12 protein-coding genes and 1 riboswitch are annotated in these 14,895 nt (G+C 73.8%); of the genes, 3 read left to right on the top strand and 9 right to left on the bottom strand.

Annotated elements, in window-relative coordinates:
* The 4 genes from ICW40_RS03150 to ICW40_RS03135 all read right to left on the bottom strand — a co-directional run.
* Positions 1 to 836: methylenetetrahydrofolate reductase (locus tag ICW40_RS03150; RefSeq protein ID WP_221652379.1), on the bottom strand; the 836-nt coding region annotated here is incomplete at its 3' end.
* A 3-nt stretch (positions 837 to 839) separates the two neighbouring features.
* Positions 840 to 932, bottom strand: a riboswitch (SAM riboswitch).
* Between the two features lie 3 nt (positions 933 to 935).
* Entirely contained in the window at positions 936 to 1,949 is a 1,014-nt protein-coding gene (locus ICW40_RS03145; protein WP_308121598.1) for a LacI family DNA-binding transcriptional regulator, read from the bottom strand.
* A gap of 173 nt (positions 1,950 to 2,122) precedes the next feature.
* Positions 2,123 to 3,109, bottom strand: a complete 987-nt coding sequence (locus tag ICW40_RS03140; protein WP_221652378.1) for a TIGR03557 family F420-dependent LLM class oxidoreductase — start codon at positions 3,107 to 3,109, stop codon at positions 2,123 to 2,125.
* Between the two features lie 98 nt (positions 3,110 to 3,207).
* Complete coding sequence (locus ICW40_RS03135; protein WP_221652377.1) at positions 3,208 to 4,410, bottom strand: Gfo/Idh/MocA family protein; 1,203 nt, start codon at positions 4,408 to 4,410, stop codon at positions 3,208 to 3,210.
* 164 nt (positions 4,411 to 4,574) lie between these two features.
* Between ICW40_RS03135 and ICW40_RS03130 the strand changes: the two genes are divergently transcribed.
* A complete protein-coding gene (locus ICW40_RS03130) occupies positions 4,575 to 5,558 on the top strand; it encodes an FKBP-type peptidyl-prolyl cis-trans isomerase (RefSeq protein WP_221652376.1) in 984 nt (327 codons plus the stop codon).
* Positions 5,559 to 5,581: 23 nt separating this feature from the next.
* On the opposite strand, the gene ICW40_RS03125 is transcribed toward ICW40_RS03130, so the two are convergent.
* From ICW40_RS03125 to ICW40_RS03110, 4 genes are read right to left on the bottom strand one after another with little or no spacing between them, the layout of a single operon-like run.
* A complete protein-coding gene (locus ICW40_RS03125; protein WP_221652375.1) occupies positions 5,582 to 6,604 on the bottom strand; it encodes a glycoside hydrolase family 43 protein in 1,023 nt (340 codons plus the stop codon).
* Positions 6,601 to 7,500, bottom strand: a complete 900-nt coding sequence (locus ICW40_RS03120) for a carbohydrate ABC transporter permease (protein ID WP_221652374.1) — start codon at positions 7,498 to 7,500, stop codon at positions 6,601 to 6,603. Before ICW40_RS03120 ends, ICW40_RS03125 begins: the two co-directional genes overlap by 4 nt.
* Positions 7,497 to 8,462 carry a carbohydrate ABC transporter permease gene (locus ICW40_RS03115; RefSeq protein ID WP_221652373.1) on the bottom strand — a complete coding sequence of 322 codons (966 nt, stop codon included), beginning with the start codon at positions 8,460 to 8,462 and terminating at the stop codon, positions 7,497 to 7,499. The genes ICW40_RS03120 and ICW40_RS03115 overlap by 4 nt, the downstream gene beginning before the upstream one ends.
* A 1-nt stretch (position 8,463) precedes the next feature.
* Complete coding sequence (locus tag ICW40_RS03110) at positions 8,464 to 9,801, bottom strand: ABC transporter substrate-binding protein (protein ID WP_221652372.1); 1,338 nt, start codon at positions 9,799 to 9,801, stop codon at positions 8,464 to 8,466.
* 284 nt (positions 9,802 to 10,085) lie between these two features.
* On the opposite strand from ICW40_RS03110, the gene ICW40_RS03105 reads away from it, so the two are divergent.
* Positions 10,086 to 11,147: a LacI family DNA-binding transcriptional regulator gene (locus ICW40_RS03105; protein WP_221652371.1), complete on the top strand. Its 1,062-nt coding sequence runs from the start codon at positions 10,086 to 10,088 to the stop codon at positions 11,145 to 11,147.
* Positions 11,144 to 13,078 carry a glycoside hydrolase family 2 protein gene (locus ICW40_RS03100; protein ID WP_308121597.1) on the top strand — a complete coding sequence of 645 codons (1,935 nt, stop codon included), beginning with the start codon at positions 11,144 to 11,146 and terminating at the stop codon, positions 13,076 to 13,078. Before ICW40_RS03105 ends, ICW40_RS03100 begins: the two co-directional genes overlap by 4 nt.
* Before the next feature lie 242 nt (positions 13,079 to 13,320).
* On the opposite strand, the gene ICW40_RS03095 is transcribed toward ICW40_RS03100, so the two are convergent.
* A complete protein-coding gene (locus ICW40_RS03095) occupies positions 13,321 to 14,457 on the bottom strand; it encodes a MalY/PatB family protein (protein ID WP_221652370.1) in 1,137 nt (378 codons plus the stop codon).
* Positions 14,458 to 14,895: the final 438 nt, after the last annotated feature.

The following is a 14,895-nucleotide window of genomic DNA, read 5'->3' as shown; positions in this document are numbered from 1 at the left end:
AGCTCGGCGCCCAGGGCGCGGCCGACCGCGACCCGCGCGGCGGCGTCGTCCTCCGACTCGAGCGCCGCGAGGACGCGCGTCGGCACGGCGACGCCGCTGACCTCCTCGAGCCGCCGCAGCCGGCGCGGGTCGGTGAGCGGCACGACGCCGGGAAGCAGCGGCAGGTCGATGCCCGCCGCGCGCGCGGTGTCGACGTAGCGCACGTAGTCCTCGGGGTCGAAGAACACCTGGGTGATCGCGTGGTCGGCGCCCGCGTCCTGCTTGGCGCGCAGGGCGAGGAGGTCGCCGCAGCTCCCGGCGTCCGGCAGGAGCGGGTCGGTGGGCGAGGCGTGCAGCGCCGTGGGGTTCGCCGCGACGGCGATGCTCAGCCGGTCGTGGTCGGGCAGGTCGCCCGACAGCCCGCGCAGCAGCTCGACGAGCTGGCTCGCGCGCTGGAGGCCGTGCGGGTCGGGCGTCCACTCGGGGACGCCCGCGGGCGGGTCCCCGCGCAGCGCGAGGAAGTCGCGCACACCGAGGGCGACGAGCTGCTCGGCCACCCCGCGCACGTCGTCGGGCGGGCTGCCGAGGCACGTCAGGTGGGCGACGACCGGGACGTCCGTGCTGTCGAGCACGTGCCGGACGACGTCACGTGAGCTCTCGCGCGAGGAGCCCGAGGCGCCGTACGTGACCGAGAAGAAGTCCGGCCGGGCGCCCGCGAGGTGCTCGATCGTGGTGCGCAGCGTGGCGGCGGACGCCTCGCTGCGCGGCGGGTAGAGCTCGAAGGAGACCGTCGGCCCGCCGCGCACCAGGCGGTCGGGCAGGCCGGCGGGGCGCGCGGGGCGCGGGGCGTCGTCCATGCTGCTCCATCGGTCCTGGCGTGAGCACCCTCACCCGGCGTCGGGGGGTTGCTGCGGCGTCGTCGAGCCAGATCTCTCGGCCGCTCGTGATGGGTCGCCCTACTGTACGGGGCCGGCCGCGGACGGGGTGTCCGCGGCGCGGCGCGGTGCCGTGCTCTCGCGCACGACGAGGTGCACGTCGAGGTCCATCCGGACCGTGCGCGGGCGCCGCCCGGCGGCCAGCTCGAGCACGAGCCGCGTCGCGGCGTCCGCCATCTCGACCAGCGGCTGGTGGACGGTCGTGAGCGACGGCGTGATCCAGCTCGCCACGGGGAGGTCGTCGTAGCCGACGACGGACAGGTCGCCCGGCACGTCGAGGCCGAGGTCGCGCGCCGCCCGGAGCACCCCGAGCGCCTGCAGGTCGCTGCCCGCGAAGATCGCCGTCGGGCGCTCGGGCAGCGTGAGGAGGCTGCGGCCGTGCTCGTAGCCACCGCCCACGTAGAAGTCGCCGTTGCGCACGAGGTCCTCGTCGACCGTGATGCCGCTCGTGACGAGCGCGTCGCGGTAGCCCGCGATCCGGGCGCGGCTCGCGAGCGTCTCGGCGGGGCCGCCGATGACCGCGATCCGCTCGTGGCCGAGGTTGATGAGGTGGCGGGTCGCGACGAGGCCGCCCGTCCAGCTCGCCGACCCGATCGAGGGGACGCCGCCCTGCTCCTCGCCCACGGGGTCGACGACGACGAACGGGATCGACCGCGCCTCGAGCTGGGCGCGCTGGTCGTGGTCGAGATCGGAGAACACCATGATCACGCCGGCCGGCCTTCGCGCGAGCACGCTGTCGAGCCACTCCTGGCGGGGCGTGCGGTGCCCGCCGCACTCCGAGAGCACGACCTCGACGCCCTGCTCGCGCGCCACGCGCTCGACGCCCGTGATGATCTCGAGCGCCCAGGGGCCGCCGAGCTCGTGGAAGACGAGGTCGACGAGCCGCGGACCCGGCGGCGTCGCGGTGCGCCGGCGCTGGTAGCCGTGCTGCTTGATGAGCTGCTCGATCCGCGCCCGGGTCTCGCTCGCGACGTCGGCCCGCCCGTTGAGCACCTTGGACACGGTCGGCACCGACACGCCGGCCTCGGCGGCGATCTGCGAGATCGTCGTGCGGGGGGTGTCGATGGCGTGCCTCCTGACGGCCGGTGCGCGCGCGGCGCTCGCGCCGGACTCTACCGAGGCGACGTCGGGCGGCGGGGTTCTCTCCAGGGCGGGCAGTGCTCGGACGCACGCGCCCGTCGGCGCTCAGGCGCGCGGCCCGACCGCGCTCAGGAGTCCGGCGCCGCGGCGCGCAGCCGCTCGAGCAGCGGCCCGGCCGCCTGGTCGAGGAACTCCTGCTGCTTCTCCTCGCCCACCTGGACCAGCGCGAGGTCGGTGAACCCGGCCTCCCAGAACGCCGACGCCGCCTCCACGATCGCGTCGAGGTCCGGCCCGCAGGGGATCGACTCCGCCACGTCGTCGGGCCGGACGAACTGCGAGGCGCCCGCGAACGCCTCCGTGGTGGGCAGGTCCGCGTTGACCTTCCAGCCGCCGCCGAACCAGCGGAACTGCTCGTGCGCGCGCTCCTTGGCCGCCTCGGCGTCGGTGTCCCAGCAGATGGGGATCTGGCCGATCTTCCGCGACGCCCCCTCGCCGTGCTCCTCGCGCACCGCGTCCCACTTCTCGAGGATCGACGCCTCGGGCTCGGTCGTCACGAGGTGGTCCGCGAGGGGCGCGAACCGCTCGATCGACACGGCGCCCGAGACGGCGACGCCGATCTCCACCGGCTCCTCGGGGCGGTCCCACAGGTACGCCTGGTCCGCGCGGAAGTGCTGCCCGTCGAAGTTGAGCCGCTCGCCGTCGAGCAGGAGCCGGATGATCTCGACCGCCTCCTCGAGCATGTCGTGCCGCTCCACGACCGCCGGCCAGCGCTCGCCGACGACGTGCTCGTTGAGGTTCTCCCCTGCGCCCAGGTTGAGCAGGAAGCGGCCCTCGCTGAGCACGCCGAGCGTCGCCGCCTTCTGCGCGACGACGACGGGGTGGTACCGGATGGTCGGGCAGGTCACGTAGGTCATGAGCTCGACCCGGCTCGTCGCCTGCGCGACGGCGCCGAGGACCGCCCACGCGTACGACGCGTGCCCCTGCTCGTCGAGCCACGGGAAGTAGTGGTCGCTCGAGACCTCGAAGTCGAAGCCGACGCGCTCGGCGTCGACGGCGTGGCGCACGAGCTCCCGCGGGCCGCTCTGCTCGGTCATCAGCGTGTACCCGAATCGCATGCCCCCAGGCTCACACCGGACGCGCCCCGCCGCGCGTCGAACGCCCGTCCGGCCTTCTTGTGCCGCCGCCGAGGTGGGTGACGTGGGCCGGAAGCAGATCAGGGGGACCAGGGTGCGCGCGGGGTCGTGACCGGGGCGCCCGTGGCGACGGCCTCCTCGATCGCCATCGCGACCAGGTGGTCCTGCGCGCCGTCGGCGAGCGGGTACGGCGGCGGACCCTCGTCGCGCACCCAGGCGCGGCTGCGGTCGAGCAGCTCGGCGACGGCGATGTCGTCGTCGGCCAGCCGGGCGCCGTCGAACCGGTTGCGGTAGACCACGCGGCCCTCGAAGGCCAGGTGCGCCAGGTCGAACCCGTCCATGTCCTGGCCGACGCCGCCCTGCGTGCGCACGATCGGGCTGGTGACGACGGTGCGCGGGTCCACCCAGCGCGCGACCCGGTCGTTCGTCACCTCCCCGTGGCTGCCGCGGAGGACCAGCCGGTCGACCCGCAGCGGGTTGCGCCACTGGTTGTCGGTGAAGTCGTGCAGCGCGCTGCGACCACCGCCGAGGTCGAGCATCGCGAGGACTGTGCGGGCCTGCTTCGGCGCGGTGTCGCCCGTCCAGCCGGCGCGGCTGCGGGGGTCGAGGAGCGGCGCCTCGAACCGCCGGGCGACGACGGTGACCGGGGAGAACGGGTCGAACGGCGGCCCCGTCCTTGCCGCGCGCGCCCCCGCGCCCGCGCCCGCGCCCGCCGCGAGCATCCGTCGGATCACCGCGACCGCGTGGTGCTGGTGCGTCGAGGAGACCTGCACCTGCGAGACGTCCCCGACGACGCCGTCGTGCAGCAGCGCCGCACGCGCCTGGTGCTCGGGCAGGAAGGGGCTGTGCTCCGCGACCTGGACGAGACCCGACGACCCGACGCGCGCCCAGAGCTCCCACAGCGCGTCCCGGTCGGGCGCGGGCGGCGTCTCGGCGAGCACGGGCACGCCCGCCTCGACCAGCGCGACGGTCGCCCCGGGCGTCACGGCCCAGGGCACCGAGACGACGACGAGCTCGGGCCGCCCCGCGGCGAGGAGGTCGTCCAGCGTGCGGTACGTCGGCACGCCCCAGCGCGCGGTCACCTCGGCGCCGCGCTCGGCGCTGCGCGAGACGACCCCCGTGACCTCGAAGCGGTCCGGCACGAGGTGGGCCATGCGCCAGAAGAACGTCGCCCGCCACCCGCTGCCCACGATCGCGAAGCGCAGCGGGCCACCGGTCGGCGGCGGCGGGACGGGCGGCACGGGGCTCGGCACAGCGCCCCACGACCCGCGGCTCGACGTCATGCCGCCATCATCGCCCGGCCCCCGCGCGGCGGCGCTCGGGCGTGACGCTCCCAGCGGCCTCCCAGGAACACGACGTACCCTGGCTGACGGTCCGCCGCCGCGGACGAGCCGCCCGTCCGACGCCCACGCGTCGCGGGACGACGACCGACGACGAAGGATCCTCTGTGCGCCGACGCCTGGCCGCCGCCATCACCCTCACCGCCGCCCTGGCCCTCACCGGGTGCTCGGGCGGGAGCCCCGAGCCCGAGCCGAGCGAGTCCGCGACGACGGACGACGTGTCGCAGGAGGCGCCCGAGGCCACCGAGGAGGACGTCGCCGCGCTCGACGCCGTCGTCGTCGAGGGCGACCTGGGCGCGGCGCCGACGCTGACGTTCGACCAGCCCTTCACCGTCACCGCGCCGGTCGCGCGCGTGGACGTCGAGGGCACGGGCGACGAGATCGGCGCGGACCAGTCGGTGACCATCCAGTACGTCGCCGTCTCGGGCGACGACGGCACCGTGCTCGGCTCGACCTGGGAGTCGGCGGCGTCCGAGTCCCTCGCGCTGGGCGACTCGACGTTCGTCAAGGCGCTGCGCGACGCGATCATCGGCCAGAACGTCGGCGTGCGCGTGCTGTTCGCCGCACCGGGTGGCGAGGAGACCGAGCAGGGACCCGCCTACCCCGCCACGATCATGGCGATCGAGGTCACCGACGCCCGCACGGTCCCGACCCGCGCCGAGGGCGAGACGGTCGTCCCGCCCGAGGGCCTGCCGGTCGTGACGCTCGCGGACGACGGCGCGCCGTCGATCGAGATCCCCGAGGGCGCGGCCGCGCCCGGGGCGCTCGTCGCCCAGCCGCTCATCAAGGGCACGGGCCCGGAGGTCCAGGCCGAGCAGAGCATCACCGTGCAGTACACCGGCTGGCTGTACGACGACCCGAGCGAGCCCTTCGACTCCTCGTGGAGCCGCGGCGAGCCCTTCCAGACGACGATCGGCACGCAGTCCGTCATCCCCGGCTGGGACGAGGGCCTCATCGGCCAGACGGTCGGCAGCCAGGTGCTCCTGGTGATCCCGGGCGACAAGGGCTACGGCCCGAGCGGGACCCCGGACGGCAGCATCCCGCCGAACGCGACGCTGGTCTTCGTCGTCGACATCCTCGACGCCGCCTGACCTAGCCCCGTCGCACGTGGGGGTCAGTCGGGCGCGACGACCGGGTGGCCGTCCTGCCACGTGAGCGGCAGGACGTTCATCGCGCGGTAGGTGTTCTCGCCGTACCAGGAGTGGAAGACCAGGCGGTCCTCGCCGTCCGGGCCGACGACGACGTCCTGCCCGCCCGGTCCGACGTACCGGCCGTCGAACATCTCGGTCGCGAAGAGCGGCTCCGGGTTCTTCGTGTACGGGCCGAGCACCGACGACGCCGTCGCGTACCCGATCGTGTAGGCCGGGCCGCCGTAGTCGTTCGCCGAGTAGAGCAGGACGTAGGTGCCGTCTCGCTCGACGAGCGTCGGCGCCTCGACGAGGTGCCCCTCCCACGGCAGGTCCTGCCGGACGAGCTTCGTGGCGGGGCCGGCGAGCGCCGTGCCGTCGGGCGTGAGCGGTGCGATCTGCAGCCAGGTGTCGAGCCCGCAGCAGTTGCCGTCGTTCTTCCACAGCAGGTACCGCGTGCCCGCCGGGTCGGCCGGGTCGACGAACGTCGACGCGTCGATGGCGCCGCCCTCGTCCTCGGGGCACACGAGCATGCCCTCGCCGACGGGCTCGAACGGCCCCTCGGGCGAGTCGGCGACGGCGACGCCGATGCACTGGAGCGTCGGGCGGTAGTTCGTCGCCGTGTAGTAGAGGACGAACCGGCCGGGCTGGACCTCGCTCACCTCGGGCGCCCACGTCTTGCCCGGGATGACGAAGGAGGGCAGCTGCGGCATCGCGTCGTCGAGCTCGGTCCACTCGACGAGGTCCGTCGAGCTCGCCACCCGGACGTTCCGCAGGTTGCCGTTGGTCGCGTAGGCGTAGGACGTGCCGTCGACCTCGAGCACGTCGGGGTCGGGGAAGTCGTCGTCGACCACGGGGTTGACGCCGTGCACCGGGTCGTCCTCGGGTGCCGGCGAGGCGCCCTCGGTCGCCGCGGCGGCCGGCTCCTCGGCGCCGCCGCCCTCCCGGCCGTCGCCGCAGCCCGCGAGGAGGAGGAGGCAGACGACGGCGACGGCCAGGCGGGCCCTCATCCCTTGAGGCCCGAGCGGGAGACGCCCTCGATGATGAAGCGCTGCAGGAACACGAACAGAAGGAGCACCGGCACGCTCGCGACCACCGCACCCGCCATCAGCAGGTCGTAGCGGACCGAGTTCGCGGACTGCAGCGTCGACAGGCCCGCGGGCAGCGTCTGGAGCTCGGGGCTGAAGAGCACGTAGACCGGCCAGAGGAAGTCGTTCCAGTTCGTCAGCAGCGCGAGCAGCGCGAGCGTCGCGAGGGCAGGCCGGGACAGCGGCAGCATGACCTTGACGAAGATCTGGACCGGGCTCGCACCGTCGAGCCGCGCCGCCTCCTCGAGCTCCTCGGGGATGCCGAGGAAGAACTGCCGCAGGAAGAAGACGCCGAAGGCCGACGCTGCCGTCGGCACGATGACCGCGACGAGCGTGTTGAGCCAGCCGAGCTCACCGACGATGAGGTAGTTCGGGATGATGAGGATCACCGGCGGCACGAACAATGTCGCGATGATCAGCCCGAACACGAACCCACGGCCGCGGAACTCCATCCGCGCGAGCGCGTAGGCCGCCATGGCCGACGTCGCGACGACGATCGCCGAGTGGGCGATCGCGGCCCCGAGGCTGTTGGCGAACCAGCGCAGGACCGGCGTGCCAGGTGCCGTGAGGATCGTCTCGTAGGCCTGCGTCGTGAACGGGTCGGGGATCCACGACGGCGGGATCGACGTCGCCTCGCCGCGCGTCTTGAACGACGTCACGATCATGAAGATCAGCGGGCTGAGGAACAGCAGCCCGAGCACGATCAGGAGGGCGTACCGCAGCACGACGCGCGGGCCACCCTTGTCCCCCACCTCGCCCGAGCTCCTGCGGCGCCGCGCGACGGGCGCCTCGGGACGGGTCTCGACGTCGGCGGTCATGACGACTTCCTCTCGCGGAAGAGCCAGAAGATCACCACGCTGAGGACCATGAGGAACGCGGTGAGCACGTAGCTCATCGCGGCCGCCGAGCCCATCTGGTACTGGCGGAGGCCCGTCTCGGCGATCTCGTAGATCGCGGTCCGGGTCTCGCGGCCCGGCCCGCCCTGCGTGATGAGGTACGACTGCCCGAACATGTTCGCCGAGGCCAGGATCGTGATCATCGTGATGAACACGAGCACCGGCCGCAGCCCCGGGATGGTCACGTTGCGGAACTGCTGCCACGCGTTGGCGCCGTCGACCCGGGCCGCTTCGTAGAGCTCGCGCGGGATGTCCTGGAGCGCCGCGAGGTAGATCACCGAGTTGTACCCGAGCGTCCACCACACCGTGACGCCGACGAGCGAGACCCAGGCGGCCGGCGTCGACGTCGTCCACGCGGTGTCGTCCGGCAGCCCGAGCAGGCCGAGGTAGTAGTTGACAAGGCCGAAGTTGTTGTCGAGCAGGTAGCGCCACAGCACCGCGACGACGGCGACGCCGAGGACGTAGGGCGCGAAGTACACGGCCCGGAACAGGTTCCGGCCCGGGAACTTCTTGTTCATCACGAGCGCCACGACCAAGGGGATGACCATGAGCAGCGGCACGCTCGCGAGCGTGAAGATCCCCGTCGCCTGCATGGAGTTCCAGAAGTCCGCGTAGACCGTGGACGACGGGTCGAACAGGTCCTGGTAGTTCTCCAGGCCGACGAACGGCTTGCCCGGCAGCGTGTAGTCCCACCGGTGCAGGCTGATCCACGCGCCGTACAGCACGGGCGCGATGACGAAGAGCCCGAACAGCACGAGGTACGGGCTGAGGAAGAGCCACGGCGTGGCCTTCCCGTGCTTGGCGACGCCACGTCGCGGCGCCCTGCGGCTGTGCTGCAGAGCATCCACCGTGTCCCCGGGCGCCGCGACGCGCGTCGTCGTCATGTCAGCCCCCGAAGCTCTCGGCGTTCTCCGCCATGAGCTCGGTCGCCTGGCCCTGCGTGCCCTCGAGCGCTGCGGCCGGTTCCTGCTGGCCGAGCACGGCGTCGGCGACGGCCCGCTCGATGGTCTCCGTCGTGACCTGGCCGAGGCCGGGGACGGCGGGCAGGAACCGCACGCTGTCCAGCAGCCCGGCGATCGGCTCCTGGGGCGTGCCCTCGAGCGCGCCCTCCTCCTGCACGGACGTGCGCGCCGGGATCATCGCGGCACCGGCCCACTCGGCCGAGTGCTCGCTCATCCAGGCGATGAAGACCTGCGCAGCGGCCGCCTTGTTCTCGTCACCGGTGGCCTGCTTGGTCATGAAGAACTGGTGCGAGTTCGCCCAGAACGCCTGCTCGTCGAAGATCGTCGGCACGGGCGCGAGCGCGTACGGCAGGCCGGACGCCTCGAGGTCGTTGATCTGCCAGATGCCGTCCCAGGTGATCGACGTCTCGCCGTTCTTGAACGCGACGTACTGCGAGTCCTGCGCGACGTCGGACGGGCTGTAGCCCTCGTCGACCATCGACCGCATCCACTCGAGCGCCTCGATGCCCTCGGGCGAGGCGAAGGTCGCCTCGGTGCCGTCGTCGGAGTACGGCTGGCCGCCGTTCTGCCACAGGAGCGTGAGGAACATCAGGTGCCCGGGCCACCGCGCCGGCATCCAGAACGGCTGGGGGTAGCCGGCCGCCTGGAGCGCGTCGAGCGCCGCCATGAACGACTCCTGGTCCGTCGGCGGCTCCGTGATGCCGGCCGCCGCGAAGTGCTCGGTGTTGTAGAACATCGCGAGCGAGTGGACGTCGAGCGGGATGCCGTAGCGCTGGTCCTCGTACAGGCCCGCGCTCCAGACCTCCTCGCTGAAGTCGTCCTCGGACAGCTCGAGCGCCTCGGCCACGTTGTCGAGGGGGACGATGACGTTGCGCACGGCGTTGGTCGCGAGCTGGTCGGCGTGCATGACGCCGACGTCCGGGCCCTCGTTGGCGTTCACAGCCGCCGGGACGCGCTGGTAGAAGTCGGCCCACTGGATGGTGTTGGGCACGATCGTGATGTTGTCGTGCTCCTCCATGAAGGCGTCGACCATCTCCTGCATGAACGGGCCGTCACCGCCGGTGAAGCCGTTCCAGTAGGAGAGCTCGACGTCGGGGCCGGTGTACTCCCCCGTGAACTCGGGTGCCTCGGCGGCGTCGCCGCCGCCGGCGGCCTCCTCCGGGGTCATGCCCCCGCCGCACGCGGCGAGCACCAGGGCTGCCGTCGCGGTCAGGGCGCCGGCTGCGAGCCGACGTCGGTGGGCGTGCCTCGTGGTTCTCATCGTTGAGCTCCCTGTCGCAGGTCGACCGGCTCGGCGCAGCGCCGAGCCGCTCCCGGTAAACCTTGTACGACCGTTCCTACCTCATGCTGGTAAACCTTGTACAGACTCGGTGGTAAACCTTGTACGAAACGTGTCGGCGTCGTTACTGTCGCCCCGTACCGCGCTCCGCGCCACTCGAGCAGGCCTTCTCCGGGCAACGATCCGGTGACGACGGGACGGGACGGCAGGGGGCGCCGTCGACGGGGCACGATGACCGTCCGGCAGACAGCGAGGGAGGTGGCGACGTGGCCAGGATCCGGCTGCAGGACGTCGCCGAGCGGGCGGGCGTGTCCATCAAGACGGTCTCGAACGTCGTCAACGGCAAGGGCACCATCACGGCCCACACGCGCGCCAAGGTCGAGGACGCGCTGAGCCAGCTGCAGTACCGGCCCAACGTCGCGGCGCGCCACCTGCGCCGCGGCAACAGCGGGATGATCGCCGTCGCGCTGCCCGAGCTCACGCAGCCCTACTTCGCCGAGATCGCGTCCGCGCTCGTGCGCGCGGCCAAGGCCCGCCAGCTCACCGTCCTGCTGAACCAGACCGACGGCCAGGCGGAGTCCGAGCGGGCCATCAGCGACGGCGTCGACATGCCGCTCATGGACGGGCTCGTGCTCAGCCCGCTGGCCGTGAGCGCCGAGGACCTGCGCCACCGGATGGACGACACGCCGCTCGTCCTGCTCGGCGAGCACATCGGCGACGAGGCGCACTTCCCGCACGTCGCGATCGACAACCGTGCCGCGGCGCAGACCGCGACGGAGCACCTCATCGGGCTGGGCCGCCGGCGCATCGCCGCGATCGGCGCCAAGGACCCGCGCTCGGGCGACGCGACGCCCGCCGAGACCGCGACGCTGCGCCTCGAGGGGTACCGCCGTGCGCTCGAGCTGGCCGGGATCCCCGCGGACCCGGAGCTCGTCGCGACCGTGCACGACTTCCACCGGTCCGACGGCGCGGACGCCATGGCGGCCCTGCTCGCGCTGCCCGAGCCGCCCGACGCCGTCTTCTGCTTCAACGACCTGCTCGCGCTCGGGGCGCTGCGCGCGCTGCGCGACCGCGGCCTCACGGCGCCCGCGGACGTGGCCGTGATCGGCATCGACGACATCGAGGAGGGCCGCTACAGCGTGCCCAGCCTGAGCACCGTGGCCCCCGACAAGCGGGCGATCGCGGAGACGGCGATCGGCCTGCTGCTCGACCCGCCCGAGGGCGGCCCGGGCGGAACGACGGGCACGGCGCACGTCGTCGGGCACCGGCTGGTGGTGCGCGAGAGCACGCAGGCGGCGACCGCCGCCGACGGAGGGAGCACGCTGTGAGCACGCCGATCGGGGACGCGCCGGGGAGCCTGGGCGCCGAGGACGCGGGCGGCACGGCCGACGCCGCGGTCGCGAGCGGGACGCCCGTGCTGCGCGCGAGCCAGGGGGACGGCACCTACCCGCGGCCCCAGCTCGTCCGCCCGGCCTGGGCCGACCTCTGCGGGACCTGGGACTTCGCGGCGGACCCGGACGACGTCGGCCGCGACGCCCGGTGGTTCGGCCTCGCCCCGGGCGATGAGGGCGATCCCTTCACGCGGCACATCGAGGTCCCCTTCCCGCCCGAGTCGAGCGCGTCGGGCGTCGGGGACCCCCACCAGCACGTGGTCTGGTACCGGCGCACGCTCGGCGCGGCGGACCTCGAGCGGGCCGGCCTCGGCACCCAGGGCGACCGCCTCGTGCTGCACCTGGGCGCCGTCGACCACGCTGCGGAGGTGTGGCTCGGGGGCGTGCACCTCGGCCGGCACGTGGGCGGCCAGACGCCGTTCTCGTTCGACGTCACGTCGGTGGTCGCGTCGCAGGGTCCCGACGTCGCGCTCGTGGTGCGCGCCGAGGACGACCCGCTCGACGTCGCCCAGCCGCGCGGCAAGCAGGACTGGCGGCCCGAGCCGCACTCGATCTGGTACCACCGCACGACGGGCATCTGGCAGCCCGTGTGGCTCGAGGCCGTCCCGCGGCTGCACGTCGCCGAGCTCGCGTGGCGCAGCGACCTGCCCACCGGTGCGCTGCACGCGACCGTGCGCCTCAGCGAGCGCCCGCGCGGACCCGTGACGCTCGCGCTGCGCGTCGCGCACGACGACGAGGTGCTCGCGGAGCAGTGGGTCCGCACGGCCGAGCGCGACGTGCGCGTGACCGTCGACCTGCCCACCCAGCACAACGGGCAGCGCTACGAGGAGCTGCTCTGGTCGCCCGAGCGCCCGACGCTCCTGGACGCGTGGGTCGACGTCGTACCTGGCGACGCGGTGCCTGGCACGGGCACGACCGGGGCCGCGTCGCGCGACGTCGTCGCGTCCTACGTCGGCCTGCGCAGCGTCGCCGTCGAGCACGGGCGCTTCCTGCTCAACGACCGCCCCTACTACCTCCGCTCGGTGCTCGAGCAGGGGTACTGGGAGGAGAGCCACCTCGCGGCGCCGAGCGCCGACGCGCTGCGGCGCGAGGTCGAGCTGATCAAGGAGCTCGGCTTCAACTCGGCACGCGTGCATCAGAAGGCCGAGGACCCGCGGTTCCTCTTCTGGGCCGACCGGCTGGGCCTCACGCTGTGGGGCGAGACGGCGAACGCGTACGCGTTCTCACCGCGGTCGGTGCAGCTGCTGGCCGACGAGTGGGCCGAGCTCGTGCGCCGCGACCTGTCGCACCCGAGCATCGTCACGTGGGTGCCGCTCAACGAGAGCTGGGGCATCCAGCACGGTGCGCACGACCCGGCGCAGCAGCACTACTCGCTCGGGCTCGCGCACCTGACGCGTGCCCTCGACCCGACGCGGCCCGTCGTCTCGAACGACGGCTGGGAGCACACCGACTCCGACATCTGGTCGATCCACGACTACGCCGAGCGCGGCGACGAGCTGCGCGCGCGGTACGGGACGCCCGACGCCGTCCGGACGCTGCTCGACGGCATCGGGCCTGCGGGCCGGCGCGTGCGCCTGGTCGACGTGCCCGACCGCGGGCAGCCGCTCATGCTCACCGAGTTCGGCGGCGTCAGCTACGCGGGCGGGCGCGACGACGCGTGGGGCTACTCGACGGCGACGTCCGACGACGACTTCGCCGCGCGCGTCGGGGACCTGCTCGACGCCGTCCGCGAGTGCGCACCCATCGCCGGGTTCTGCTGGACGCAGCTCACGGACACGGGCCAGGAGACCAACGGCCTCCTCCACGCGGACCGCACCCCCAAGATCCCGATGGACACCCTCCGCCGCCTCGTCACGGGCCGCGACTGACCCCCTGCGGAGCCCCGTCGCACCTGCGGAGCGCCGTCGCGCGAGTGCGGAGCGTCGTCGCACGTGCGGAGCGCCGTCGCGCGAGTGCGGAGCGTCGTCGCACCTGCGGAGCCCCGTCGCGCGAGTGCGGAGCGGCGTGACCGGACACGCCGGCGTGTCTCGCGACGACGCTCCGCGGTCGAGAGCGGGCTCTGGTGTCGCGAGCGCGTCCGCCGCGGGCCGCCTCCGGGGCGTGGGGGTGGTCAGGCGCGGGTCAGGCGGTGGACGGCCTCCGTGAGGACGTCCGGGGAGCAGGCCAGGTTGAGGCGGGCGTGGCCGCGGCCCTCGGCGCCGAAGGCCCGACCCGGGACGAGGGCGACGCCCGCCGCGAGCGCGCGCTCGGCCGGGTCGTCGCCCCACCCGGCGTCGCGGAAGTCGAGCCAGGCGAGGTAGGTCGCGTCCGGCACGCGGTAGCGCACCGCGGGCAGGTGCTCGGCCAGCAGGTCGGCGAGCAGGCGGCGGTTGGCGTCGATCGCGGCGAGCGCTCCCACGAGCCACTCGTCCCCGTCGCGGAAGGCGGCGATGCTCGCGTTCAGGCCGAGGATGCTCGTGCGGAAGCCGACCTCCTCGGGCATGCCGTCGAGCAGGGCGACGGCGCGCTCGGACTGGCCGACCATGAGCGCGCACTTGGTGCCGGCGACGTTCCACCCCTTGCTCGCCGCCGTGACGCAGACGCCGACCTCGCGCGCGTCGTCGGACACGTCCAGGAACGGCGTGAACGTGCCCCGCTCGTGGACCAGCGGGCCGTGGATCTCGTCGCTGACCACGGTCGCCCCGTGCTCGCGCGCGAGCTCGGCGATGCGGCGCAGCGTCGCGGGCGGGTGCACGACGCCGACCGGGTTGTGCGGGTGGCACAGCAGCACGGCGCGGGCTCCCGCCGCGAGCGCGCGCTCGAGGCCGTCGAGGTCCACGGCGGGAGTCCCGTCGCGGTCGACGAGCGGGACGTCGACCCGCTGGGCGCCGGCCTCGGCGACGAGGTCCGCGAACGGCGGGTAGACGGGCGGCATGATGACGACGCCGTCGCCCGGCCGGACGGCGCGGCGCAGCGTCTCGACGATCGCGACGCTCACGTCGGTCGTGGTGCGGATGCCGGCCTCGTCGAGCCGCCAGCCCCACGTGCGCTCGGCGAACCCCGCGAACGCCGAGGGCATCGGCCCCGGCCCGTGGACGTACCCGGTGTCGGACGCCTCGACGCGCTCGATGATCGCCCGGGCCACCGGCGGCGCCAGGGGGTAGTCCATCTCGGCGACGAAGAGCGGGAGGACGTCCGGCCCGAACGCCGTCCACTTCTCGCTGGTGCGGGTGCGCAGCACCGGGAGCGGGTCGGCGTGGACGTCCATGGACCCAGCATGCCCGACCGGCCGGCGTGCCGTCGGTGCGGCGGTGCGACGGGAGACCGGCCGGTCGACGTGCCGTCCGTGTGGCGGTGCGACGGGAGATCGGCAAGTCGACGTGCCGTCCGTGCGGGCGATGGTGCTGACGGACCTGCTGGGACACGTGTGAGTCGCAGGGACCACAGGAGCACCACAGGTCACATCGCCCGCACCGACGACACCGCTCCACCCCAGGATGTGCGGCGCACGGTGCCGCTGGTGCCTGTGGGGCCAAGGGGGCGTCCCATGCGTCCCCCGTGCCGCACCGGTCACCTGCGCCGCACATCCTGGGCGGCCGTCATCGCAAGGCGCCGCCCGGCCACCCGCGTCGGGCGGGCATCGTGCGGCCCGGCCACCCGGGTCGGGCGGGCGTCGTGCGGCCCGGCCACCCGGGCGGGCGGGCGG

This window comes from Actinotalea ferrariae (genome assembly GCF_019733465.1).
Taxonomy (GTDB): Bacteria; Actinomycetota; Actinomycetes; order Actinomycetales; family Cellulomonadaceae; genus Actinotalea; species Actinotalea ferrariae_A.
The sequence above is the reverse complement of the archived record's forward strand: the minus strand, read 5'-3'. Positions and strand labels throughout refer to the sequence as shown.

Excerpts from the sequence above, each read along its gene's own strand:
- ICW40_RS03140 (WP_221652378.1), bottom strand. The coding sequence starts at position 3,109 with ATGCGATTCGGGTACACGCTGATGACCGAGCAGAGCGGCCCGCGGGAG.
- ICW40_RS03135 (WP_221652377.1), bottom strand. The coding sequence starts at position 4,410 with ATGACGTCGAGCCGCGGGTCGTGGGGCGCTGTGCCGAGCCCCGTGCCG.
- ICW40_RS03125 (WP_221652375.1), bottom strand. The coding sequence starts at position 6,604 with ATGAGGGCCCGCCTGGCCGTCGCCGTCGTCTGCCTCCTCCTCCTCGCG.
- ICW40_RS03120 (WP_221652374.1), bottom strand. The coding sequence starts at position 7,500 with ATGACCGCCGACGTCGAGACCCGTCCCGAGGCGCCCGTCGCGCGGCGC.
- ICW40_RS03115 (WP_221652373.1), bottom strand. The coding sequence starts at position 8,462 with ATGACGACGACGCGCGTCGCGGCGCCCGGGGACACGGTGGATGCTCTG.
- ICW40_RS03110 (WP_221652372.1), bottom strand. The coding sequence starts at position 9,801 with ATGAGAACCACGAGGCACGCCCACCGACGTCGGCTCGCAGCCGGCGCC.
- ICW40_RS03095 (WP_221652370.1), bottom strand. The coding sequence starts at position 14,457 with ATGGACGTCCACGCCGACCCGCTCCCGGTGCTGCGCACCCGCACCAGC.